The 21,373-nt window shown below is 47.4% G+C and carries 30 protein-coding genes and 4 tRNA genes; 31 read left to right on the plus strand and 3 right to left on the minus strand.

The window, feature by feature from the left end:
* Window positions 1–12: 12 nt before the first annotated feature.
* The 3 genes from PHQ58_RS04590 to PHQ58_RS04600 form a co-directional block, all read right to left on the minus strand.
* The gene (locus PHQ58_RS04590) at window positions 13–2,037 is read right to left on the minus strand and encodes a DEAD/DEAH box helicase family protein (RefSeq protein WP_300107606.1); all 2,025 of its coding nucleotides are present in this window, start codon (window positions 2,035–2,037) and stop codon (window positions 13–15) included.
* Window positions 2,038–2,163: 126 nt separating this feature from the next.
* Window positions 2,164–2,427: a hypothetical protein gene (locus tag PHQ58_RS04595; protein ID WP_300107609.1), complete on the minus strand. Its 264-nt coding sequence runs from the start codon at window positions 2,425–2,427 to the stop codon at window positions 2,164–2,166.
* On the minus strand, window positions 2,420–3,340 hold the full coding sequence (locus PHQ58_RS04600) for a hypothetical protein (protein ID WP_300107612.1): 921 nt from the start codon (window positions 3,338–3,340) through the stop codon (window positions 2,420–2,422). The genes PHQ58_RS04595 and PHQ58_RS04600 overlap by 8 nt, the downstream gene beginning before the upstream one ends.
* A gap of 127 nt (window positions 3,341–3,467) precedes the next feature.
* Between PHQ58_RS04600 and PHQ58_RS04605 the strand changes: the two genes are divergently transcribed.
* The 31 genes from PHQ58_RS04605 to PHQ58_RS04750 all read left to right on the plus strand — a co-directional run bounded on the left by PHQ58_RS04605 (window position 3,468) and on the right by PHQ58_RS04750 (window position 21,278).
* On the plus strand, window positions 3,468–4,001 hold the full coding sequence (locus tag PHQ58_RS04605) for a hypothetical protein (RefSeq protein ID WP_300107615.1): 534 nt from the start codon (window positions 3,468–3,470) through the stop codon (window positions 3,999–4,001).
* A gap of 2 nt (window positions 4,002–4,003) precedes the next feature.
* Window positions 4,004–4,270: a DUF4326 domain-containing protein gene (locus PHQ58_RS23615; protein ID WP_367187271.1), complete on the plus strand. Its 267-nt coding sequence runs from the start codon at window positions 4,004–4,006 to the stop codon at window positions 4,268–4,270.
* 2 nt (window positions 4,271–4,272) lie between these two features.
* Window positions 4,273–4,890, plus strand: coding sequence for a hypothetical protein (locus tag PHQ58_RS04610; RefSeq protein WP_300107618.1), 618 nt, complete (start codon window positions 4,273–4,275; stop codon window positions 4,888–4,890).
* A gap of 40 nt (window positions 4,891–4,930) precedes the next feature.
* Window positions 4,931–5,024 (plus strand) — tRNA-Leu (locus PHQ58_RS04615).
* A gap of 23 nt (window positions 5,025–5,047) precedes the next feature.
* Window positions 5,048–5,121: transfer RNA gene (locus PHQ58_RS04620), tRNA-Thr, on the plus strand.
* A gap of 5 nt (window positions 5,122–5,126) precedes the next feature.
* Window positions 5,127–5,217 (plus strand) — tRNA-Arg (locus PHQ58_RS04625).
* A gap of 1 nt (window position 5,218) precedes the next feature.
* Window positions 5,219–5,293: transfer RNA gene (locus PHQ58_RS04630), tRNA-Ile, on the plus strand.
* A gap of 65 nt (window positions 5,294–5,358) precedes the next feature.
* Window positions 5,359–5,622 (plus strand): hypothetical protein, encoded by a 264-nt coding sequence (locus PHQ58_RS04635; protein ID WP_300107620.1) that lies wholly within the window; start codon window positions 5,359–5,361, stop codon window positions 5,620–5,622.
* Window positions 5,623–6,085: 463 nt separating this feature from the next.
* Window positions 6,086–6,922 (plus strand): cyclic-phosphate processing receiver domain-containing protein, encoded by an 837-nt coding sequence (locus PHQ58_RS04640; RefSeq protein ID WP_300107623.1) that lies wholly within the window; start codon window positions 6,086–6,088, stop codon window positions 6,920–6,922.
* Window positions 6,923–7,405: 483 nt separating this feature from the next.
* Window positions 7,406–7,891, plus strand: coding sequence for a hypothetical protein (locus PHQ58_RS04645; RefSeq protein WP_300107626.1), 486 nt, complete (start codon window positions 7,406–7,408; stop codon window positions 7,889–7,891).
* Between the two features lie 14 nt (window positions 7,892–7,905).
* Window positions 7,906–8,130, plus strand: coding sequence for a hypothetical protein (locus PHQ58_RS04650; RefSeq protein ID WP_300107629.1), 225 nt, complete (start codon window positions 7,906–7,908; stop codon window positions 8,128–8,130).
* A gap of 24 nt (window positions 8,131–8,154) precedes the next feature.
* Window positions 8,155–8,628, plus strand: coding sequence for a hypothetical protein (locus PHQ58_RS04655; RefSeq protein ID WP_300107632.1), 474 nt, complete (start codon window positions 8,155–8,157; stop codon window positions 8,626–8,628).
* An 80-nt stretch (window positions 8,629–8,708) separates the two neighbouring features.
* Window positions 8,709–9,047 carry a hypothetical protein gene (locus PHQ58_RS04660; RefSeq protein ID WP_300107635.1) on the plus strand — a complete coding sequence of 113 codons (339 nt, stop codon included), beginning with the start codon at window positions 8,709–8,711 and terminating at the stop codon, window positions 9,045–9,047.
* A complete protein-coding gene (locus PHQ58_RS04665; protein ID WP_300107638.1) occupies window positions 9,040–9,609 on the plus strand; it encodes a hypothetical protein in 570 nt (189 codons plus the stop codon). Before PHQ58_RS04660 ends, PHQ58_RS04665 begins: the two co-directional genes overlap by 8 nt.
* 19 nt (window positions 9,610–9,628) lie before the next feature.
* Complete coding sequence (locus tag PHQ58_RS04670; protein ID WP_300107641.1) at window positions 9,629–10,021, plus strand: hypothetical protein; 393 nt, start codon at window positions 9,629–9,631, stop codon at window positions 10,019–10,021.
* Between the two features lie 124 nt (window positions 10,022–10,145).
* Window positions 10,146–11,279 carry a hypothetical protein gene (locus PHQ58_RS04675; RefSeq protein WP_300107644.1) on the plus strand — a complete coding sequence of 378 codons (1,134 nt, stop codon included), beginning with the start codon at window positions 10,146–10,148 and terminating at the stop codon, window positions 11,277–11,279.
* Window positions 11,280–11,281: 2 nt separating this feature from the next.
* Window positions 11,282–11,686 carry a hypothetical protein gene (locus PHQ58_RS04680; RefSeq protein WP_300107646.1) on the plus strand — a complete coding sequence of 135 codons (405 nt, stop codon included), beginning with the start codon at window positions 11,282–11,284 and terminating at the stop codon, window positions 11,684–11,686.
* A gap of 11 nt (window positions 11,687–11,697) precedes the next feature.
* Window positions 11,698–12,087 carry a hypothetical protein gene (locus PHQ58_RS04685; protein ID WP_300107649.1) on the plus strand — a complete coding sequence of 130 codons (390 nt, stop codon included), beginning with the start codon at window positions 11,698–11,700 and terminating at the stop codon, window positions 12,085–12,087.
* Window positions 12,088–12,147: 60 nt separating this feature from the next.
* Window positions 12,148–12,669, plus strand: coding sequence for a hypothetical protein (locus tag PHQ58_RS04690; protein ID WP_300107652.1), 522 nt, complete (start codon window positions 12,148–12,150; stop codon window positions 12,667–12,669).
* Window positions 12,670–12,728: 59 nt separating this feature from the next.
* Complete coding sequence (locus PHQ58_RS04695) at window positions 12,729–13,337, plus strand: hypothetical protein (protein WP_300107655.1); 609 nt, start codon at window positions 12,729–12,731, stop codon at window positions 13,335–13,337.
* Window positions 13,334–13,702, plus strand: coding sequence for a hypothetical protein (locus PHQ58_RS04700; RefSeq protein ID WP_300107658.1), 369 nt, complete (start codon window positions 13,334–13,336; stop codon window positions 13,700–13,702). Before PHQ58_RS04695 ends, PHQ58_RS04700 begins: the two co-directional genes overlap by 4 nt.
* Window positions 13,703–13,860: 158 nt before the next feature.
* Complete coding sequence (locus PHQ58_RS04705; protein WP_300107661.1) at window positions 13,861–14,148, plus strand: hypothetical protein; 288 nt, start codon at window positions 13,861–13,863, stop codon at window positions 14,146–14,148.
* Window positions 14,145–14,513: a hypothetical protein gene (locus PHQ58_RS04710; protein WP_300107664.1), complete on the plus strand. Its 369-nt coding sequence runs from the start codon at window positions 14,145–14,147 to the stop codon at window positions 14,511–14,513. Before PHQ58_RS04705 ends, PHQ58_RS04710 begins: the two co-directional genes overlap by 4 nt.
* A 61-nt stretch (window positions 14,514–14,574) precedes the next feature.
* Window positions 14,575–14,943, plus strand: coding sequence for a hypothetical protein (locus PHQ58_RS04715; RefSeq protein ID WP_300107667.1), 369 nt, complete (start codon window positions 14,575–14,577; stop codon window positions 14,941–14,943).
* Between the two features lie 60 nt (window positions 14,944–15,003).
* Entirely contained in the window at window positions 15,004–15,357 is a 354-nt protein-coding gene (locus PHQ58_RS04720) for a hypothetical protein (protein WP_300107670.1), read from the plus strand.
* Between the two features lie 12 nt (window positions 15,358–15,369).
* Complete coding sequence (locus PHQ58_RS04725) at window positions 15,370–15,756, plus strand: hypothetical protein (RefSeq protein ID WP_300107673.1); 387 nt, start codon at window positions 15,370–15,372, stop codon at window positions 15,754–15,756.
* A 37-nt stretch (window positions 15,757–15,793) separates the two neighbouring features.
* Window positions 15,794–16,087, plus strand: a complete 294-nt coding sequence (locus PHQ58_RS04730) for a hypothetical protein (protein ID WP_300107676.1) — start codon at window positions 15,794–15,796, stop codon at window positions 16,085–16,087.
* An 11-nt stretch (window positions 16,088–16,098) separates the two neighbouring features.
* Window positions 16,099–17,001, plus strand: coding sequence for a hypothetical protein (locus PHQ58_RS04735; RefSeq protein WP_300107679.1), 903 nt, complete (start codon window positions 16,099–16,101; stop codon window positions 16,999–17,001).
* Between the two features lie 159 nt (window positions 17,002–17,160).
* Window positions 17,161–17,766 carry a hypothetical protein gene (locus tag PHQ58_RS04740; protein WP_300107682.1) on the plus strand — a complete coding sequence of 202 codons (606 nt, stop codon included), beginning with the start codon at window positions 17,161–17,163 and terminating at the stop codon, window positions 17,764–17,766.
* A 46-nt stretch (window positions 17,767–17,812) separates the two neighbouring features.
* A complete protein-coding gene (locus PHQ58_RS04745; protein ID WP_300107685.1) occupies window positions 17,813–18,406 on the plus strand; it encodes a hypothetical protein in 594 nt (197 codons plus the stop codon).
* A 607-nt stretch (window positions 18,407–19,013) separates the two neighbouring features.
* Window positions 19,014–21,278 carry a ribonucleoside-diphosphate reductase subunit alpha gene (locus PHQ58_RS04750; protein WP_300107688.1) on the plus strand — a complete coding sequence of 755 codons (2,265 nt, stop codon included), beginning with the start codon at window positions 19,014–19,016 and terminating at the stop codon, window positions 21,276–21,278.
* Window positions 21,279–21,373 lie beyond the last annotated feature (95 nt).

Below are 21,373 nucleotides of genomic sequence, written 5' to 3' on the forward strand. Positions count from 1 at the left end.
ATAAAAGACATGTCACCAGCTCAAGAAGCTGGGTTTTTGTTTGTCGGCAAGCACCGCAGGGCTGTCAATACCTTCTAGAGAAGCATTGTAACTTTCCAGATCGTCAGTGATGTCAAACGGTGAGGTGATTCCCAGGATCTCTTCAATCTGCTGCTGACTCCATTTCAGAATATCGACACTTCGTGTACTGATATTGGGTTCATTCCCTGTGTCCAGGGAGGTGGTGTACACGTAGCATTGCGTGTTTGCGCCAATTCGATGCACACGGGAAACTGCTTGTTGCAAAATATAGTCACGGAAAGGTGCATCGATCATGATGACCGTGTCTGCCATAGTCAACGGCACCGCAGTAGACAACGACACATACGTCGCTAAGAGCGGATTGATGTCTTCGTCCTTATCGAATTGTTCGATAATACTGCTGAGGTTGTTGTTGGTCTTACCATACACTGACAGAGGATTGAGACCGATCAAAGGTAACTGGCGCTCACACCTTTCGATGACGTGTGTAAACGAAGTAAACACCACAGTCTTCTTTTTGGTGGATTGACAGATCGCTTTAAAGGGCAAGTATTCCACCATGTCAACATGGCAAGCAATTCTCGCACCGCCCACAATCCGCCCTAAACACTCGCCTTGTATCTTCAAGTGCACATACTTCACAATCGAGCGAACGTCCTTAAACTCGTTCTTCAGCTCGGGTGGCAAAGAAGGGATGATCTTATTGGCCTCGTAGCGGTTACAAAACACCATGTAGTCTTTTGCGGAGAAGTCGCCCGAGGACTTGATCACTAACTTCAGGTAAGTTTCGTACTGCTCAAACTCTGCCAACTCACGCTCTGTAGTCAAACCGTTTTTGTGCAGTTTAAGGCACTGGTAAAACAAGGCCTCATCTGTGGGTTTTCTTTCGCGATAATAGTCGTGACGTTCTTTCACAAACTCGCGCATCTTGTCACGGATAGCAGCAAGCGTATACTGTTGTGCACTGGGCATCTTCACTTTAATTTCTTGGAAGATAGGGTCTTGCAGATTAAGCCGACTCTTCTCCACCTTGAATGACACCAAACCCATGCGGTTTTTCAGAATCTCAACAGCCCGCTCATTCGAGCCGCCATAAATCTTCTTAAACCGTGTCTGCGCATCTTCCGTAAACAACGGATCAATGCAGCGGAACAAAGGAATCGCCTCGATGCTCAGTGCTTTAATCGGCGTACCCGACAACCAAATGACGTTTTGTGATTGCGTCAATGCGCACAATTCAATGAATGCTTGAGTGCGTTTAGCGTCTAGCGATGAGAAGTTGTGCGACTCATCCAAGATGATCGTGATCTTGTTGGTGCCAATAGACTTGGCAATTTCCAGCAGTGTTGGTAAGGCTTCGTAGTTGCCTACAATAAATTTTTCTGTACCTTTGAACTTCTGGTTGCTGTTGGTTAGCCAGTATGACGGTGGTTTGTGGAAATGCTCATTGAAGCTACTTTCCCAAACTCGATTCAAGGCGTTGTTAGGTGCCACTACAATGACACGCTCGGAATGCAGCATCTCTGAGAGTGCCAGCGAGGTGTAGGTCTTGCCACTGCCAGCACTCGCAGCCAGCAACAAGCCGTTGAGCCCATAGTGCTGTGTCAGCGTTTCGTAAGCAGTAAAGAATTCTTCTTGGAAGTCCAGTGGCGTGTACTTCAAGTTTTTTAACATGCTCCTGTCTAAACGTGGAATCACTGGTTGAGAAATCTTACTCAACCAGGTATCGCTAAGCAAGTGCTCTTTGATCTTGTTCAGCGTACGGATGCTTAATTTAAGAGAATTGTGTTGGGTCAAGCGCTCTAGGGTATAGAGCACGTCAGGTGCAAAGAATGAAGGGAAAGAAAAAGAGCTACGCCACATGCGGGAAAACATGTGTTGGTTGATCTTGTTAGTACCCCAAATGGCCTTAATGTCTTTGGCCATCACCTCGGCATCGACGCCTTCTACAAATATCTCGTTACCTCGGGTCTCTATGGTGATGTTGCCTGTTAAGCGTTTAATTGTGGAAAACATATTGGTCCTTTAAGCAGCACATACTTTATTCAAACGATGTCGTTCACAACCTAGGATATCCTGCATTTATGTAGACAGCATAAGAGCCTGGGTTTTACCAGGCTCTTATGCTAGTTATTAACAGACTTACTTATCCGCCGTTTCTTTCTTTTCGTGAGGATCACAACCGATTTTCTTGCGGAAGATGTGTACCGGAACCACGACTCGTGTGTACCAATCGGGCTGCAAAAGATCCAAGTAGCGCTCTGTCAACGCTGCTACTTTTGGGTCATGTGACATCCAGCGAGAATCCGCCAATATCACATTGCGCAATTGATCGAGCTGTTGGCTGGTTGGCCATTGACGGCGCAACATTCGTGCTTTGAGGTAACCTGCAATAAGTTTAAGCATTCGTATCTCCTTTGTTTTCTAATTGAAAAATTTCTTGTTCAACTTCTTTGCGGTATTGTCGCCAACCATTGAAGTTACCTGTTTGGCTCTTGTCATTAGAGAGACACGGTGTGGCCACATGCTCGAACGGACTGGCGTGGATAGGTCGTGAGCTGGCCAATTTCCTGCAAAGATCGATGTCCTCGCTAACGGATGCAGCAGTGCCATCGTGCTTCAAATACGACACGCGGCAGCATCGCGCTGCAGAGACTTGCTTAAGGATATTTATCCGATCCTCATGATCACCGGAAAGAGTCACGTAATCATCCAACGACACGTATGGCAAGTGCCATTCGCCTTCTCTCATGTATGTTGGATTGCTAAAAATTCTAGCAAGTCGCATACTGGATGCAAGGGAGCGTATCTCAGGTTGTGCATCAGGATGAATACGCAACTCATCCCAATTATCAAGGTCTGTCGCTGACAATACCACATGGATGTACTGCCAGGGTTCGAGCAACCGATTCGCTACTTGTTTGTGCAGACCGATTTTCATGGCGCTCCACACAAACACGCACGCAGCCTTACCCGCAGTCCGCCAAAGCCATTTAGCGACAGTCTTGCGCCAGCCTTGCAGTTCCTCTTTGGCCTGCATGCCTGGGCGATTGACACCCCAATGAACAGGACCCGCAGGATCATTCCACACCTGCTTGAGCATGGTCTTAACTGGGATAGCACGAGACGAGCTGGCATTTCTGCTGAATACCCGATGTGTCATGAGTTCCGCATGAATCGCGCGCCAGTAGCGGAGCTGAAACGTCGTGATTCGTTGCCCAGCATGGGAACACGAATCTTTGATGATCTTCACACTGTGAAAACCGTCATCAAGGTGAGTGACTTGCTCGTATTCCAACCAATTCAAAGATTGTTTCATTTGTTTCCTAAAATAAAAACGGTACAAAAGATTACACACGCCGTTAATTTTAATATTTATCTTTCAAATATTTATAGACATATATTACTACCTTGCAATTGTGCAATCTCCTAAAGGAACATCAACCATGGCTAAAGTGTTTGTCAACAAAATGTGCGAAGCCCTGCCCAATAACTTCACCATTACTGACCTGGATGCCTACCACCAGCTTCGTCGGTTTTTAGAAAACCGCTTCGCAGCAGGCACTAAGTGCAAAGTAAGGACACGTCAAGAGTGGTTCCTGAGAACACCAGGTTCGCAACGGCATGTGGTATTTACCGAGATCACGCTACCACTGCGCAACATGTTGCGCGATCTCGATAGCGCACTGGTGAACTTTTTGATCATGAACGACTTCACTGTTTTTATGGATGATGGCAAGAGCATCACATTCGTTCGAGAAGTGAACGAGACCGCGTCAAATGTTGCACAAGCGAATCATGCTGGTGCTGAGCCCCAATTTGAGAAAGCGCAAGACCTCGTAGACTGGGTAACGACGTTGCCGCCACATCTGGCAAAAAACGTTTTTACTGAGGCTTTGGACAAGCACCTTAATGAGGCCCTTGAAGGTAAGACCAACGCGAAGCATGTCATCGCGTTTAACTCCCGTTATACTGGATAAGCATGCCAAAAGTTCTTAACCGGTACAAACTCAAACCGGGTGAGACGGGTGTTTATTGCGGAAGGGGATCTCCTTGGGGAAACCCTTTTGTAATAGGCAAGGACGGCACTCGTGATGAGGTATGTGACAAGTACGAAGAATATGCAGAAACACTACCTGGGCTGGCTACGGCCATGAAGGAGCAGCTCAAGGGGAAAAACCTGATCTGTTTCTGTAAACCCTGTCGCTGTCATTGTGACACCATTCTCAAAATTGCTAACGAGGAATAAACATGCTTAAGCTAGAACCAGCCGCACTGGATGAAGTGTCTACAGAAGAAGGTAGACAAGGTGGTTATGACCAGTCGCAAGAAGCAGTCACATTAGCCTACACTGCCACAAACGACGAGTACCTGATTATGGCTTTAGGAAGGTATCGTAATGACAAGTTTTTTTATCGACCAACCGCTGAGTTGATTGAAAAAATACGATCAAGGCAGTGCGACAGCTTTGCTGTTGTACGCAGGCTTGCGCAGCTGGGTTGGGAAACGTGGTGCTCAAAACAACATAATCAGGTCGAGCTCGAACTCGCGATGACTACCGTAGTCGCAAAGATGGTGGAGCACATCCGCCGGCCATTGGAAACTCCAGACAAGAGCACTGCGCATGCAAAAGCTAACATCCCTGGGGTATTTGCAACCGTGTCTATTGGCAAAGTAGCTGGGCAGCAATTGGACACTGTCAACAAAGCTACGCAAGAATGGACAATGCAAGCGGCTAAAGGCATGTGTGCTTGGATATGTTCAGACTGTTGTGCTTCATTCCCTGAAGGGATGCCTGACGCCTGTGCACACGGTCACCAAGGATGTACTGACATTATTCAGCGCGATAAGCGAATCGCAGGTAGCTAATAAATTTTTTACACACGACTGCTATAGTTTGTAGAACAGTGCAAGTGTGGCGAAATTGGTTGAACCGCAGCGGGCTTAAAACCCGCCACAGATTAATGATCACACCGAGGGTTCGAATCCCTCCACTTGCACCAATCTCATTCTTGTTTTTTAGTGTGCTGGCGTAGCATAAAGGTCGTGCAGTGGTCTTGTAAGCCTCAGGTGAGAGTTCGATTCTCTCTGCCAGCACCAAAAATCCGTCTGTAGCTTAATTGGACAAAGCACTCGATTTCTAATCGAACTCCAACGAAGGACTAGATGGGGGTTCGAATCCCTCCAGACGGACCACGCATCGATAGCTCAACGGTAGAGCATAGAACTCATAATTCTTTGGTTAGGGGTTCGAATCCCTTTCGATGCACCAGTATAATCGCTCGGGAGTAATCCCGAGCTTTTATGCCGTCTATTCACTTTTTATAAGGAACTGTCATGTCACTTGAATCAGCGGGACAATCCATCACTCTTGAGTTTGCCAAACCACTAAATGACCCTAGTTCAGGCCAGCAGCTTACCAACAATCTGACCGTTCGTGTCTATACCCAGCAGTCGGGCGCTGAAGCCTGCAAACAGTTGTTCTTAAAAGCAATGGAGGAGTTTGCAGACACTACGAACTTTAAAGCCGCTACACACCAACTCGATAATGAGTTGGTGATTAAAATACACCACTCAATTAACCTTGTAATGCCGTGCTAGTGGTCGTGTGTGTATTTTTTTACACGACCACTATATTGAATAGGGAACGATTCCCTAATTCCAGAGAAGGTATAGGTGTTCTGGGTACAGTGAATGATGCTTAGGTCTGCTGCTAGAAGCGGTGACCGTACGAGTTCGCACTGTAATGGACTGTAACGATTAGTTCGGCTTAGATGTCGGGATTGATGCAGCCCAAATCCTTTTTGTATTCATTGCAAATAAAACCTAACGAGGGTGTGAGTGGAGTCCTGGCCAGATTCTACTTTGCTTTAGTTGTCCATGATCGGTTGGGCGACACCTAAGTTATTGACACCGGTGTTCTATATCCGGAGTCCGTAGCCTGTTGTGTATTGAGATTGATCACCTTAGTGCACAATGGGATGCGTAGTTAACAGCATAAAGCCCAGGGGTTAGCTCCTGGGCTTTATGCTGTTTTTTAAAGTGTTTTCTAAAGGAGTAAGTAATGCAAGATGTAATCATCCTCAACGACGAGGTATTCAACAGCCCTGTGGGTGCTGGAAAGATCACAGGAATGACGGACTCCGGATATCCGCAAGTCAATCATGTTGCGGTGGCCAGGCTGGCCATCAAGGTCAAGGAAGACCAGTTCTTGATCTGGGATGCGAACGGCTCGTACAGCCGAGGCGAATGGGAAATGTTCATTGACGATGAACGTTTTCCTGCTGAGAAAGAACAGCATTCGTTTGTGGTGGTCAGGTCTTCCCAAGAGGCCATTGCGTTTTGCAACGCAGTGCGGTCACTTCCTAAGCGCATCTCATTTGACCACGACTTAGGTGGTGACGACACCAGCATGGTGTTCATCAACTGGATGATTGATCGCCTCTACGAAGACAACCCAGTTTTTAAACTGAGAAAGGACTTTACCTTCTCGGTACATTCACAAAACCCTGTGGGTGCGAATAACATCAAATGTTCCATGAAATCCTTGATTGATGATTATTTCCGAGAACCTGAAATGAACTTCATTGCGTTCCATTTTTCCGATAACGATTTCCATGAACCGCTCAAAGAAGCCATCGAGTATGTGTATGCAAAAAAGCTGGAGCAACTATCAGTTGAAGCATTCCGTGAATTTGTCATTCGCGGCATGGTGGCATTCAGCAACCTGCGAAATATCAGTCGGTGGGGATTTCAGAACACCAAGTTCATTGACAGAACAGCCTATTTCCAAAATCGCCTGACAGTCATTCAGGTCCGACTAATCGCTCATCTTCCGAAAGACTTTGAAGGGTATGTGTTGAATATGCACACCGGCATCGTGTCATTCTACGGCAACTAAGGAACACTATGAAAATCTTTGTACAACGTGTAATGAATTTGATCAAAGCGTTTCAGCGCAATCCGCAGGTTAAGAACTGCGAGAAACGAAAAGACCAGAAAGAGAAGTAAAAATGATCAGGCAACAAATTCACAGTGAGCACATATTTACGCCCAAGTCATTGGTACTCTGATACTCATCAGAGGTGGCTTGGGCATGAAAGGATTCACTGTGCAAGAACACCAGAAAAGCCTCTTGCGAGGCGAACGACTCCACAAAGTAAAGCTGCTCAAAAAGAAGAGGAGCATTTACTGGGGACATGATTGGAAGAAGTCGCCCAAGCAATTGGGCCAGCTTTCACAAACACCTGCCAACTGTAACAACTTTTGCTGCGTAAACCCACGCAGATTTGGTTATCTGACATTCAAAGAACTCATACAGCTCGACGCCATGCGTGACGGGTTGAATGAGTAAACTTACTGACGTTTTTAACGGAGAAATAAAATGGGACGAGAAGTGCGACGTGTTCACAAAGACTGGCAACACCCGAAAAGAGAAGACGGGCGCCACATTCCTTTGTGGAATGTGGAAAAGTTGACACAGAGAATTGAGAACTGGGACAAGGAAGCGAAGCTGTGGAATGGAGGGTTTTGCTATGGGCGAGACGGCAAACTCGAACCGCTCAGCGATTACCAAAAGAGCAGGACATACCTGCAATGGGTGGGCGACCGTCCCGATCCTGAAAAGCACATGCCAGAATGGCGTGAAGAAGAACTCACGCACCTGATGATGTATGAAGATACCTCGGAAGGCACACCTATCAGCCCAGCTTTCACCACAGCCGAAGAACTGATTCAATGGCTGGTGGACAACAAGGCTCCTGTGTTTGCCTACCAGACTGCCAGCTATGAGACATGGATGTCCATCGTGGAGAATTCTGCCAATTCCCTCGTGGTCATGGTCCCTGGTCGCAATACGAAATCCAACTGACACAAGTAGAAATCATGTACGAACAACCTACCGATATCGCCAAGCCTAGATTGACTTCTGCTAAAAAACGCAGTGAAGTTTTGGAATTTGTGGAAATTGCAGAACAGCTGTTTCCCAAGTACGTTTTGGTCTATGACTTCGGTGCCGACCGCTTCGATGACGACAACACCAACGAAGTATTCGAGATGTATCTCCTGGGTCGTCACGGGACAAGGAAAAGTGGATCAATTGTTATGTAACAACAAACATTTTGGAGAAACAGTATGTCGTCCATCGTGATATCGATTTTTAGTTTGTGTTTTTTGGGGATGCTTTCATTGCTGTTAGCTTCCTCAATACCGGCAAACTTTTACAAACGAGCAAAGGAATACTTCGGTAGTCCGTTGGATGGTAGCTTTGAATTCGACTGGACGCTCAAGCAGTTTTACAAACTCTTTAGCGACAATGTCTCAGAACGATGGTATGAGTCCCGAGCGCACTGTAACCGCGGTGTCGTTATATCGACACTGTGTGCATGGGGACTCATTCACGTGGTTCGCATCACCTACTTGGAAGAATGTGGGCAGCATATATGGTACCATAACAGATACCACATCTATCGCGCCTTTAGGAGTGAAGCAGAGCTACGGGCGCTGATCAAGAAGCAGATTGACTCCTTCCCTTGCGAAGAATCAGGAACGGTTCTCTACTTTGAATACCTGTTCATTGCAGGTCAAAACGTGGTTCACAATCCGTAATAGCAAACTGACAAGGGGTCTTTGGCTCCTTGTCAGTTTATCACGTTATTTTTTTATGTGTTAGACACTGAAAGGCAAACATGAAACTGATTCACACTGATAAAAATGGTTTAACTGTTCACACCGACGAAGTCAATCCAGGACACCAATACCAAGTCAGCAAAGACGAAACCGTCTTTGCTGATCTACGCTTTCAAAAAGGACCAATCAATCAGGCTGGTGTCAACGGGTTGACCAACGAGGCGCTGATTGAAATTCTTCTGGACCGCATAGAGCAGCTCGACAAAGTTGTACCTTGTGTGGAGAACTGCGTGGCGCGCATACATCTCAGTGCGGCGCTGAATTCTTTTGAATTACGGCAGCGTCGCCGTGATGAAGAAATAAAAGCTGCCAATACGGCTGCTGCCCAAAATGGCTAAAGACGTTACCTGGGACCCCAGATTTGCCCCCAGCTATACGCCTGAAGAAATGCTCAAGGAAGGCGTATTCGAGGGCAAGTACATCAACAACATCAAAGGCATTCCTGCTGGTTGGAAGAACCTACCTAATGTGGTAGGTCCTAAAGACCCTCCCGATCCAAAGCTTAACAAATATGGTGTTAAGTCAAGACAAGGGTTGTCTGTCTGGAAAGACAACGGATGGATCAAAAGCGACCCCAACGGATGGTTCGCCTGGTACATAAATTATTTTCTAGGCAGACGACTAGGCAAAGAAGACGACTGGCAAATCAGTCGATGGAATTCATTTGTTGCTCGTCACCAAGGCCAGATCAACAACGATCCTAAGAGCAAGAATGAGGACCATCGTTTAGTGCAAAAGCAAGCCCTGCTTCAATGGGGGTGGGATTGGAAAACTAAGTTCACCGAAGAACAAAAGCTAAAGAATGCCAAACGAATTGCAAAGGCAGCAGGGACACCTTTAGAAGCTTCTGTAGCGCAAGAATCGATGCAGGTGTTACCTGGCTACATGCGATGGAAATAATGTCTTAAAAGGCTTAAAAATGTGCTTACAATGTAGCGCGCAGACAATCGATTACGGCGAATTTGCTAAAGGCTGGTATTTGGTAAGAGCAACGAGAACTGTAGAAGAGGAGATGCGCGAAGGACAGTGGGGGTTGGTTCGAATTAACGATCCTGACGTGATCTTCACGTCTCCTTTGCGATTACCAGAAAACCAAAAAGACCTTGTTTCGCTTCTTGAAGAATTTTCTGATCAGCTGTATCTTCGTGCACAAATCGGCTATAGCTTATACAAAGCTGTTAAAGAGGTTAAATTCCCATTTGCTGTAAAACGCTTTTGGGTGAAGAACAACTACGATTATTCGTTCGAGGCACAGCTGTACCTGTACTTAGCCTGGTTTGTTTCAGTTAACGCCCCTAATAGAACGCACTAAAGCATAAAGCCCTGGGAATCACCCAGGGCTTTATGCCGCATAGCGGACCAATAAAATATAGCCACATATTACTACTGTGAATAGCTTCAATATTGCTGTTCTTTTTTAACCCAAGGAGTCCTCCATGAAAGAGTTTCTCATTACCGTAGCACAAGCAGAAGACGCAATCCGGTCAAGTGTACCAGTCTTGCAAATGTACACGAAGGATCGCACCAGCGTTTACTTCATGAAAAAGACCTCCATGACCGAGCACGAGCTGTTCCATAAGCTCAAAGGCTTTCAGCTGTATTCGACCGAAGAGAACGATTACATCAAAACCCTCATCGCACGAGGTACCTTCTCACTGGAGAGCTACACAAAGAAAATCTATCCGGAGGTAGTGCTCAAGGACGCGGCAGACCAGGCATTTGAGGATGCGCTGAACTGGACCTACAGTTACAGCATTGACATCCCTGATGAAGACGAGAACCAGGAAGAAAAAGAAGAAGTGCCCGCAGCACAGAAAAGCAAGAAGAAGAAACGCGGCTACAATGTGCAGTTTTTCCCAATCGGCGCATTCTTCACCCGGTCGCGGATTGTCACTTTTGTGAAAGCTGAAGATATCCCGCCGGAAGTTTATTGCGTTAAAGATATTGTCAGAAACGGTGAAGACAGCTACGTCATTCGCACAACCACGCCATCCAAAATGCCAATCCTTTCTGACCAGCAGGAGTCATTTAACATCGGGTGGGTAGAAAAGATCCTGGAGCGAGGAAATGTGTTTGCCATCAGCAAAGACCAAGGCATGCTTACTTCCAATAAACATGTCGCTAAATACGTCGAAGGCATGCGCGAGATGTACCCGCAGTACCACAAAAAAGGTCACTGGCTGTGTTACAGCATTGAAGACATTATCCATGCACTGCTGCGTGATGTGAAGATATCGGAACACGCAGTGGTCGCGGCGCACTCACTGGGTTGGCTTTTAAGAGATCAGTCTTTTGTCAAGTGCATTAACATTTACGGCTATTACGGCAGCACTATTTACGTTGTTAACAAAAAGCGCGCTAAGCGCTTTGTTCAACAGAATCAAAACAAATTCTTGCGTTCTGCTCACAAGACACAATTGGAGAGTGATCGCGTCATGTACGAAGACAATTTCGACTATGACGACTGGCCCTACGATCTGCCTGTCTGTAACGGCGAATACGATGACGCTAAAGAGCCCGAACAAGTCGACGACTCCGACGCAAACGACCAGCACTCGCAATTTGACTGAACATGACTGAGGCGCACAAACTTTTTACCTGGCAGCGCAAGGCTAAGCTGGGTTACGAGGTATCGTCTAAAGGCGATTCACGCTTCTCTGCGTTTAATGCATTGATGCCAGATGGAAGATCGATCGAGTGCCACTACCAGTGCGACGTGAAAGGACATCAGCCTGGAGGCACAGATTGGGTACTGGGTAAAGGAAAACCACCACTGAACCCAAGCACGGACTTATGGAAAGAATATCTCACACTCTGGAGACAATGGGCCAACAACAACTTGCCGTTGATGCGAGAACTCTACTACCATGCACGGGACCGCGACAGCGTGTTAACAGACTGCTTCGCAACCACTGAAGTGAATCAAGCCCGTGCTCTAGCCACAGTGCTCAACGAACTGGTCGTAAAAGGACCATAACAAGGACTGATATGGAAAACAAAATCCCTCTAACCAAGACAGGAAAAAGTAGTCTGCTGGAAATCAACGGGCAACGCTACATCGCTTGCATGTTGAACGAGGTTTCGACACTGGGCATACTGATGGGCTATTCGCTCTCAGGATTAAGCATTTTCGCATTTCCTTGGTCAAAGTCAGCTTACAGCAACCGTTGCATGATCCTGGTAATGTCGAATGATACGTTTATCAACATAGATCAACCGATCTATGCGCAGAACTACGAAGGAGTTCGCGCACCGCGTGTTTATTACGAGCACATGAAAGAAGCCGTGACTCGTTCGGCATTATTCAATAAACTACAAATCAACAAGTTTGTCTGGATGGATGCAAATGCTGTTTGCGAATTCGTAAACGACAACTAATCCCGACAGTGAGCAGTGTATTGCTCGTTTATTTTTAATGATTTTCCACAAGGAGTTACCATGAGCCAATCTGACAGCAACAACAACATCGACCCTGACATCGAAGCAGCCAACCAGCATCGAGAGGAGCAACTTCGAAAGTTTGGTCATCAGATACCACCCGCACAACAGATGGGCCATATGTCGCAGAATGACTTCAATCGCTGGATGGGCGGCTACCGGTTGCCGTCTATGGCACAACATCAGTATCCTGATTCCCTGCAAACTCAACCAGAACAGCTGAATACGGGTAAGCTGGTTTATGTGCGTGAGAGGTTGGCTCACGCAGGCGTACTGAGCACGCAGTCAAAGCAATCTATAGTACGTTTTGGTGAAAGCTTTCGTTGCGCCATGATCTTCAAGTGCGTGGCCGAGGACGAACACTGTGCTTATGTGCAGTGTGTTTTTCAGAACAACACTGTGCAGGACGTTCCAGAAAAACCCGTCTTGGTCTCTAAAGCAAATATGTTGCTTTTGCCTGTCGGCGAAGAAGTAATAAAGGCTTTGGGCCTTGAGGTCAAGGACGACAAGCTCCCGTTTTAAGCAATCCAAAGCGCCCTAGGGCGCTTTTTTATACATAATCACACCTTTGAGGGTACAACATGAGCAAGTCAATTCAAGTCTCCATCGACATCGACGAAAGTGATCTCTCTAAACGAGTCAAGAAATACCACGATGAGGCAGTCGCGCGATGCCTCGAACAATTGATGGGTAGCCGTCTCGACCTGGTCGCAGGAAAGCTCGTGCGCCGTCAAGGAGCAGTGGCAGAAATCGTGGAAGAGACAGTGGCCAATAGCCTGGCTAACCATGCGGTTAAGTTCGAAAAAGAAATCGAGCACCGCATTGCACAAGCATTTGACCAAGCAGTCCTCAAGGCCATCGACAAGGCTGCAACGCACTTGGCCAACAAGATGGTCTTTGGGTCCGATGCACGCACCAAAGTCAAGGACCTCTGCCTGAAAGAACGGCCATGTCTGTTTGCTCGAGTCAGTGAAGGTTATTTTAACCTCACCGTTCGGGATTGGGTGGTGCTGATGGTCACGCCTGAGTTCTTGAATCAGAACAGCGAATGGACAGGTGGGGAAATTCAAGCGCTTTACCTGAATGACAACGTTCTTCTCGATCGAGAAAATCTGGCCCGTTCTGACACCAAGGAAGAGGCTGAAGCCTATATCAAAAACTGGTGGGCTAACCAAAAGGAGCAATCATGAAGCTGGCGGTCAGTAAGAACAAGCTGGTGGTGCGCGGAACAATGGGCAGCATGGAAATTTTCAAAAGTGGAGAACGCACGGCAAAAATGCACCTGTGGCGCTCCGGCGTGCTGGTGTTTGAAACCACGCACCCTTTGGAGTGGTACAAACACAAGCGCCAGCTCAAGAAATATATCCGGCAAGTCGCTGCAAAGTGGCTCAATCCACGTTGTCGCTTGGTGAAATACACCTCAATCACGAAGAGTCTCCAGGCTGGTCAACCCGACAAAGTGGAAGTGTTCCACTTTGTCGAACCCAGAGACACGCCTACACGGCAAAACTTCAGCGACGAACTCTACGTCAATCGGTTCGTCTCCCTCGACTAAAGCACTCGACCATAAGTCTAAGCGCTTTAAACGGCTTTAAACGCGTTTTGTAGTTTGGTGATAAGCTGATACCAAACTCTAAAAACAATCGCTGTAAAGGGCTTAGAATTCGTGCTAAGCCCATTACAAACACACTGCCTTTGTGCAGGAAGTCTTTCATGACAGAAACCAAACTGCCTTTTATTTTTGCCCGCATTGAAGAAAATTCTCGGGCCACTGAGTATCCGATTAAAGATTGGGTGGTCATAGTTGCTAATCCCGACTTCGTGACTTACAACACGGAATGGATGGATCACGACGGTCTTGGAAATTTGTGTCTAATACCCAGTGTCGACATCTGCGTCGAGGACGATGAAGTCTTCCAAACCTACCACGAAGCCAGGGAATACATCAGGCAGTGGTGGTGTAAACAACAACAAACCATTTTTATCAAAGGTGCATCATGAAAGTTTACAAATCCAAGAACCGCATCGTTATCAAGAACCGCTATGGTACACTGATCATGAAACGCCACGCCGGCGAGGGTGCAACGAAATATCGCCTCTACCGTAACGGCTTCCTCGTGCGCTCAGGAGGTGATGGCTGGATCGAGCACTACCGTTGTGATCGACAGCTTCGTACTGTGGCCAAGATTTTGGTCAAGCATTACTGTAGCCCTAAAACGAGTGTGTATGAGGCCACAATGGAGATACGCTCGGGCGAGCACAAAGGCAACATATCACGAACTGCGTTTTTGCGTCCAGCGGACATGCCGCTCCCTCAAAACGTGCTCACTGACGGCATCGAATACCGTTATCGTCTATTGATGTAACGCCTTTGACGAGTACAGTGCGCTGTACTCGTTTTCTTTTTACTTCTTGCAAGGACGCATCATGAAACTCTACAAATCCAAGAACCGCATCGTTATCAAGAACCGCTACGGCACTCTAGTCATGCGCCGGAACGTGAAAGAGGAATTCGTAGAGTATGTACTCTGCCGCTGCGGGCACGTAGTGCGCCGAGGCGGCCCGCAATGGATACCGCCATATTTGAACAATAGGCAACTGCGCACGATTGCAAAGGTCATGGTCAAGAATTTCTGCAGTGCCAAATACAGCGTGTACGAAGCCACGACAGAAATCACTGCCGAAGAAAACAAAGGCATTGTCGAGGTGACAGGGTTCTTGCGCCCCGCTGACGACCCTATGCCAAAAACAGCAGATGTCGGTGGCGTTTTATTCCATTACCGCAAACTCATGTAACTCCACAACGGGTACATGACCATGTACCCGTCCAGCATTACTCTATTGAAAGCAAACACCATGAAACTGTATCAGAGAAAGAATCGCATTGTGGTAAAGAACAGCCGTGGACTTATCCGCATTTACAACGAAGGTGATTCTGCAATAATGCATTTCTACCGCAGTGGTCATTACCTGTGGACTTCTTCTCTGCTATGGATCAGACCCCATACAGACAAACGCAAACTTAAAAATATGGCGCGAGTGACAGCGAAACCGCTGTGCGATGTCAAGAAGAAACTCTATCGGGTCATCACCATATTCACAAATGGCATCACCACAAAAGTGGGTTACGATCTTCAAGACCCTTGGGCACCGCCTCCGCAAGACTACGCCAATGCAGCGTACAGCGTAAAATACACCTTGATCGAATAAAAAGGATCGACTATGCGGCGTTATCAATCCAAAGACGGAATTGTCATCAAAAACTCCCTAGGGAGGGTTGTTGCAAGGTATGTCGACAAAAGGGCCTACATCAGCGTGTGGTACAATGGGTCTCAAGAGCGCAGCTCGCACTATCCTGGTGTTCGTGTGGCGACCTTTTCTGATTACCGTAAGCTATCCTGGGTTAACTTCAGAAAAGGAGTTCAGGCTCTGGCCAAGGCGTGGCTGAATCATGAAAATACCGTTCAAGTGCTTACTATTTTTGAAAAAGAAACTGCGGATGCAGACGAGACATTAAGAGCCACGGAATATCTGATTGCCAAAAAAGGCTCCAAGCCGCACCGCGAGATCATCACACCCAAAATGCGATATCACTACAGCGACTTCTAAAGCCACAGTTAATCGGTTAACTCAAAAGGAAATTGACATGGACTGCCAAGAAGCTCATCAGACGCCGTTTTCCGACCAAGAAGTAGCCAGGCATCAAGCGGTTACAAATAACGCGCCACAGAGCGATTTGACACCTTCGCAGGCAATCGTTAAAGAACTCGAAGAAGCAGAGATTGCATGCATCGACTGGCTGACCAGAAACCTGCAACCTCAACAAATCCAAGAGTTCTTGCCCATCCTGGGTAGACAACTCAAAGCAATGAGCCACTACTCCCAAGACCTGGTTTGGGCCAGCTTGAGCGAGCGTATCAAATTCATCAAACCCCTTTGAAAGAAACTACCATGTTCATCTCTCAACCGAAATGCCAAACGTTCAAGAGCACGCTGCACCGCCAACCCTACAGCGACCAAGCCAAGGCGATCATTGACAAAATCAACGCCATTGAGGAGATCGCTTTCATTTCCATGAGCTATCAGAAGACCTGCCGTATCAATGTCGTGACCACCCGTGAGGGGCTCGACAAACTGATGACATTGCTCAAGCTCTTGAGCGTCAGTATCAATACCGCCATACCCAAGCTGTCGATCGATGCTTTCTTGTCCTCACAGTACCGCGTGCCTGTCTTCAGCTTCTATCTCCCCATCTTCAACTACGACGAGTTGTCCCTGGCAGCATTCGACAAGGCGTTAGACTTGCTGAACACCCCCAACCAAGACGACTGCTTCGTGTCACAAGACCTGCTCGACAAGAGCCGCGCCATGCCTGCCAAGCACCCACTGGCGCAAGATGGCCCTTACGCCAGCGAATGCCAACGAATCCGTCAAGCACTCTCTCAACGCAAAGGGATTCATTGCTTCATTGCCAAGGTTGAAAACGACAGTACTGCTGTGTTAGCAAATCAACTCATCCTGCGCAGCGTGTGTACTGCCGAGGGGTTTAAGGATCTCGTGGACTTCTTTGTCAATGTCGAAGCCATACTGGAAGACCGAGCTTTCGTCACTGCAGTGTTCCACGCTGCGCAAGGCGTGTCCTCGTCTTCGATTCATATCACACCTCTCGTCGTGTTGCAAAAGGACAACACGAAGTATGATTTTCACCACGTGGATGACTCTATCTTTCGCTTTGGTGAAGCGGTCGTTCCTGAGAAAAATGAACCAGTCATGACTGAGCTCATCAGCGAGAGGCTCAATGAGTGTGTTAACAAAGTTGTAGCCGCTGCAGAAGAAGGCTACAAGGTAGACTAACTACACAGCGACCCTAGACCTGCTCAGTGCAATGTTGCACTGGGTGGGTCAAAGGTTGTTTATTTTTGTATTCCAGAATAAGCAGGTCCTATATTCTTTCATTGAGTATATTAGGTACTCACGCAATCCCATCACCCTTTTCTTCTTGAGGTAATTCAAATGAAAAACAAAGCACTGAACGCACACCAGACTAACCTCTACTGGCTCTTTAACACGCCGTACAACGTTTATATCAACGGGCTGAGGGTAAGGCGTCAGAACTCTAGGAAAAACGCTCCTAGCGTCTTCCATGCCATCATTGGACATCAGGCGATTCACTCGTTTGACAACAACAAAGTTAGCCTGGCACTCAAAAACCCCGGCACTGCACGCTGGATAGAAGACACTCGCGGCGCGACGCATCAAATGCAGTTCAAAGACACGCAAGGAAAAGTCGTACCACTCAACGTGGTCTACAAGTACCTTGCTGAAAACGAGGTCTATGGATACAAAGAAGCCCGAGACTTCTCCATTTTTTCTGACGTCTGCAGCGCAGTACCCACTTCTGTGCTTTGCGATCAATGGGGGATCACGCGGTCCACGTTGTGCCTCATCATCAATCGCCTCATTCGAAAAAGCAAGTTCACTGAATCGGCCAAGCGTGACCCTGCACAATTCAACGACAAAGGCACTACCATCACAGGGCTTAGGCAACACCCTGAGTTCTGGACAGAACGACTCAACGACCTCAAGCGCCACGTGCACAGCCGACTGATCAACGACTGATCCCTCTCTTGCTTTCCTCATTATCACCATTTTGGAGTAATTGAAAATGAACATCAACGGTCAACCTATCGCATTGCCTGCATTGCAGTGGCTCTTTAACACCCCTTACCATTGTCAGCTCAATGGCAAAGAGATCAAGTCCTTCAAGGAGTATGCCAAGAAGAGCAAGCCTCTGCGCATCACCTTCACAGACGGTGAGGTGATGGACATGCCACACTACCTGATACTGGAGAGTGCAACACCTTCACAAAACACCATCCATCTCAAAGACAACAAAGGCAGTAGTTTCTTGCTGCGCTATTACGACTTGAAAACTAATCGGGTGTTGGTGCAACAAGTCCTGGATTATGTCAGAGACAACCAAAGGTACGGCATGAACATGTCCAAGTACCTCTCAATGGCTATAGCTGTCTGTAATGGCGCTCCTATAGCTGCAGTAGCCCAGCAATGGCATCTGGGTGAGTCGTATGTCAAGGTGCTGATAGAGCACCTAGGATTACGACTAACAATCCTCAGCAAGAAGCATCCTCATCTCACCCCTATCATCTCGCAGATGTCAGCAAGCAGACTCAAACACTACAGCGACTATTGGATTAAAACCTTAGAAGAGTACAAGCCTTACCTCAAAGACGCTGAGTGAGACTACACTACCCTACTACTCTTTCCAACAAGGAAGGGTAGTAGGGAGTTATGTCTGTATTTCTTTTTTGTTAGGTTTTTGTCTAAACTTAAGCTAAAAGCTAAAATAAGCTGTTTTACAGCTTTTCTCTTCTTTTGTCTTGTTTAGTGTTAATCTTGAAAATAAGGTAAAGGTTAATCGGGTTTGACTATGCTGTCAAACCCTTAAGTGTAAAAGGTCTCTTAATCGCAAAACCACCTGCGTGGTTTTAACGAGCTCACTGCTCGTTCGCTCTAGCGACAGCATAAAAGCTCACAGAGCAGTCTCTGTGAGCAGTGTTTCTGGTTTCTTCTTCAAACAAACAAATACCTGATTATACCCCTGTAGACTGGGGTATAGTTCATTTTGCTAATATATAAAGATAATAAACCCTTACCCATTTATACGTAGTATTTTACTATTCTTTATTAGTATTACTAGGTGCTGGTTCTCAATTCATATATACAGTGCTGATCTTTTTTAACATACGTACATCTATGTATGATACCTACCTAAAAATATAAAGAAATCATGACCTAAATTCTGTGTACTCGACCCAAATAACCACAACCCACCTAACAGGTACCCCATGAAGATTATCAAGCGTGATGGCTCCTCTGAAGACTTTGACTTCTCTAAGATTGAACGACTCAACGAGTATGCTACCAAAGACCTCAACGTAGACCTCTCCTTGCTACGCAGCCAAATCAAGTTCTTGGTGTATGATGGCATGTCCACCCAAGAAATCTTCCAAGCACAGATCAAGGCAGCTTCTGGCCTCATCTCTCAAGAGAACCCTGACTTCACCTTTGTAGCGGCCCGCTACCTCCTGGCAGACACCTTCAAGCAAGTCACAGGTCATTCCACCTACAACCACCTGTCTACTTGTATCGCCTACGGCATCGAAACAGGTCGTTACACCGACAAGCTCAGCACGTTGTTTGATCTGGATCTTCTGGATGCCATGATCGATTACGACAATGACTTCCTGTTCGATTATTACGGCCTCCAGAACGTCGTAGACCGCTACCTGATGCGTGACCCTTCAGGCAAGCTCTTTGAGCTGCCACAGCACTTTTTCATGCGTGTAGCGATGGGTTTGTGTTTGAACGAGAAAGACCCCACCTCCATGGCAGCACAGTTCTACAAACTGCTGTCTTCGTTTGACTACATGGCCAGTACGCCAACCTTGTTTAACTCGGGCACCAATCACAGCCAACTGTCGTCGTGCTACCTGAACACCGTCAATGACCAGATCAGTGCGGACGGTGTCGACCACCGCTACGCTTCCATCTTTGGCACCATTGAAGAGTCTGCTCGTCTGTCCAAGTACGCCGGCGGCATTGGTACGGACTGGACCCGTGTGCGAGGCGCAGGCAGCGCCATTGCGTCGACCAATGGCAAGTCCTCCGGTGTGATTCCTTACCTGAAGATTTACAACGACACTGCAGTCGGTGTGAACCAAGGTGGTCGACGCAAGGGAAGCTTTGCACCCTACCTTGAAGTGTGGCACCCTGACTTCTGGGACTTCTGTGAGATCAAGAAAGAATTCGGTGATGACCGCCTGCGTGCCCATGACATCTTCCCTGCGGCTTGGGTAGCTGATTTGTTCATGGAACGTGTGGAACAAAACGGCCTCTGGAGCGAATTCCAACCACATCTGTACCCTGAGCTGCATGAGCTGCATGGAGCGGCTTTTAAAGACCGCTACGAGCAGTTAGAGCGTGAAGGCAAGGCCTATAAGCAACGACCAGCAACTGACGTCTGGAAGCGCATCCTGACCAACTTGTTTGAGACAGGTCATCCTTGGATCACTTTCAAGGACGAATGCAACCGCCGTAATCCTCAAGACCACGTGGGCGTTATCCACAGCTCCAATCTCTGTACTGAAATTACACTGAATACTTCGGACACAGAGACCGCAGTTTGTAACCTGGGCTCTGTCAACCTGTCCAAGCACATTCACAACGGCAAGATCAATGAAGCCAAATTGCAGCACACTGTCAAGCTGGCAGTACGGATGCTGGACAACGTCATTGACTTGAACTACTACCCTTCTGACCGGGCTAAAACGTCTAACCTCAAGCACCGCCCTGTGGGCCTTGGCCTCATGGGTGAGACTGAAGCCAAGGTCGCTTGTGGGATCGCTTTTGACAGCGATGAGGGTGTGGTCTTCTCTGACTACGCCATGGAGCTGATCAGCTACTATGCCATCACGGCCTCCATGGAGCTGGTAACGCAACACGGTCGCAAGCCTTACGATTCGTTCGAAGGATCGAAATGGTCTAAGGGTATCCTTCCGATTCACACCGCTGTGATTCGCCAAACTTCTCTTGGAAAAGAAACGTGGAATGCCTTGGCAGATGCCATTATCTACAACGGCATTCGAAACAGCAACTTGATGGCAATTGCACCGACTGCCACCATTTCTACCATCACCGGCACGACCCCTTGCATTGAGCCGATCTTTGAGATTGAGCGCAGTGAAAAGAACATGAGTGGTCAGTTCAAGGTGGTGGACCCTTGCGTGAAGTACCGTCGTCCTGATTTGCTCAAGACCGTGTGGGAGATTGATCCTATTTGGATTCTGAAGAGTGCAGCTGTTCGCCAGAAATGGATTGATCAGTCTCAGTCAGTCAACATCTTTGTCAAGCAAGGCACAAAGGGTCGTGACCTGGCCACCATCTACATGACTGCGTGGAAGTTTGGTCTGAAGACGACCTACTATCTGCGCGGCCAGACCAAGACCAAAGAGACCCCGAAGCCTGTTGTGGTACAACCCACACCTTCAGTGCTGGAGGAAGAAGTCAAGTTCTGTTCGCTCGATAACCCAGATTGTGAATCGTGTCAGTAACCACTCACAAAGGCCGTTTAAAGCCACTGTGAGCGCGTAAAACACACCGACAGCATAATGGCAGCCATTGGGCTGCCAAATCGTTTTAAGGACCT

Origin of the sequence: Rhodoferax sp., assembly GCF_028688795.1 — a bacterium.
Taxonomy (GTDB): Bacteria; Pseudomonadota; Gammaproteobacteria; order Burkholderiales; family Burkholderiaceae_C; genus Rhodoferax.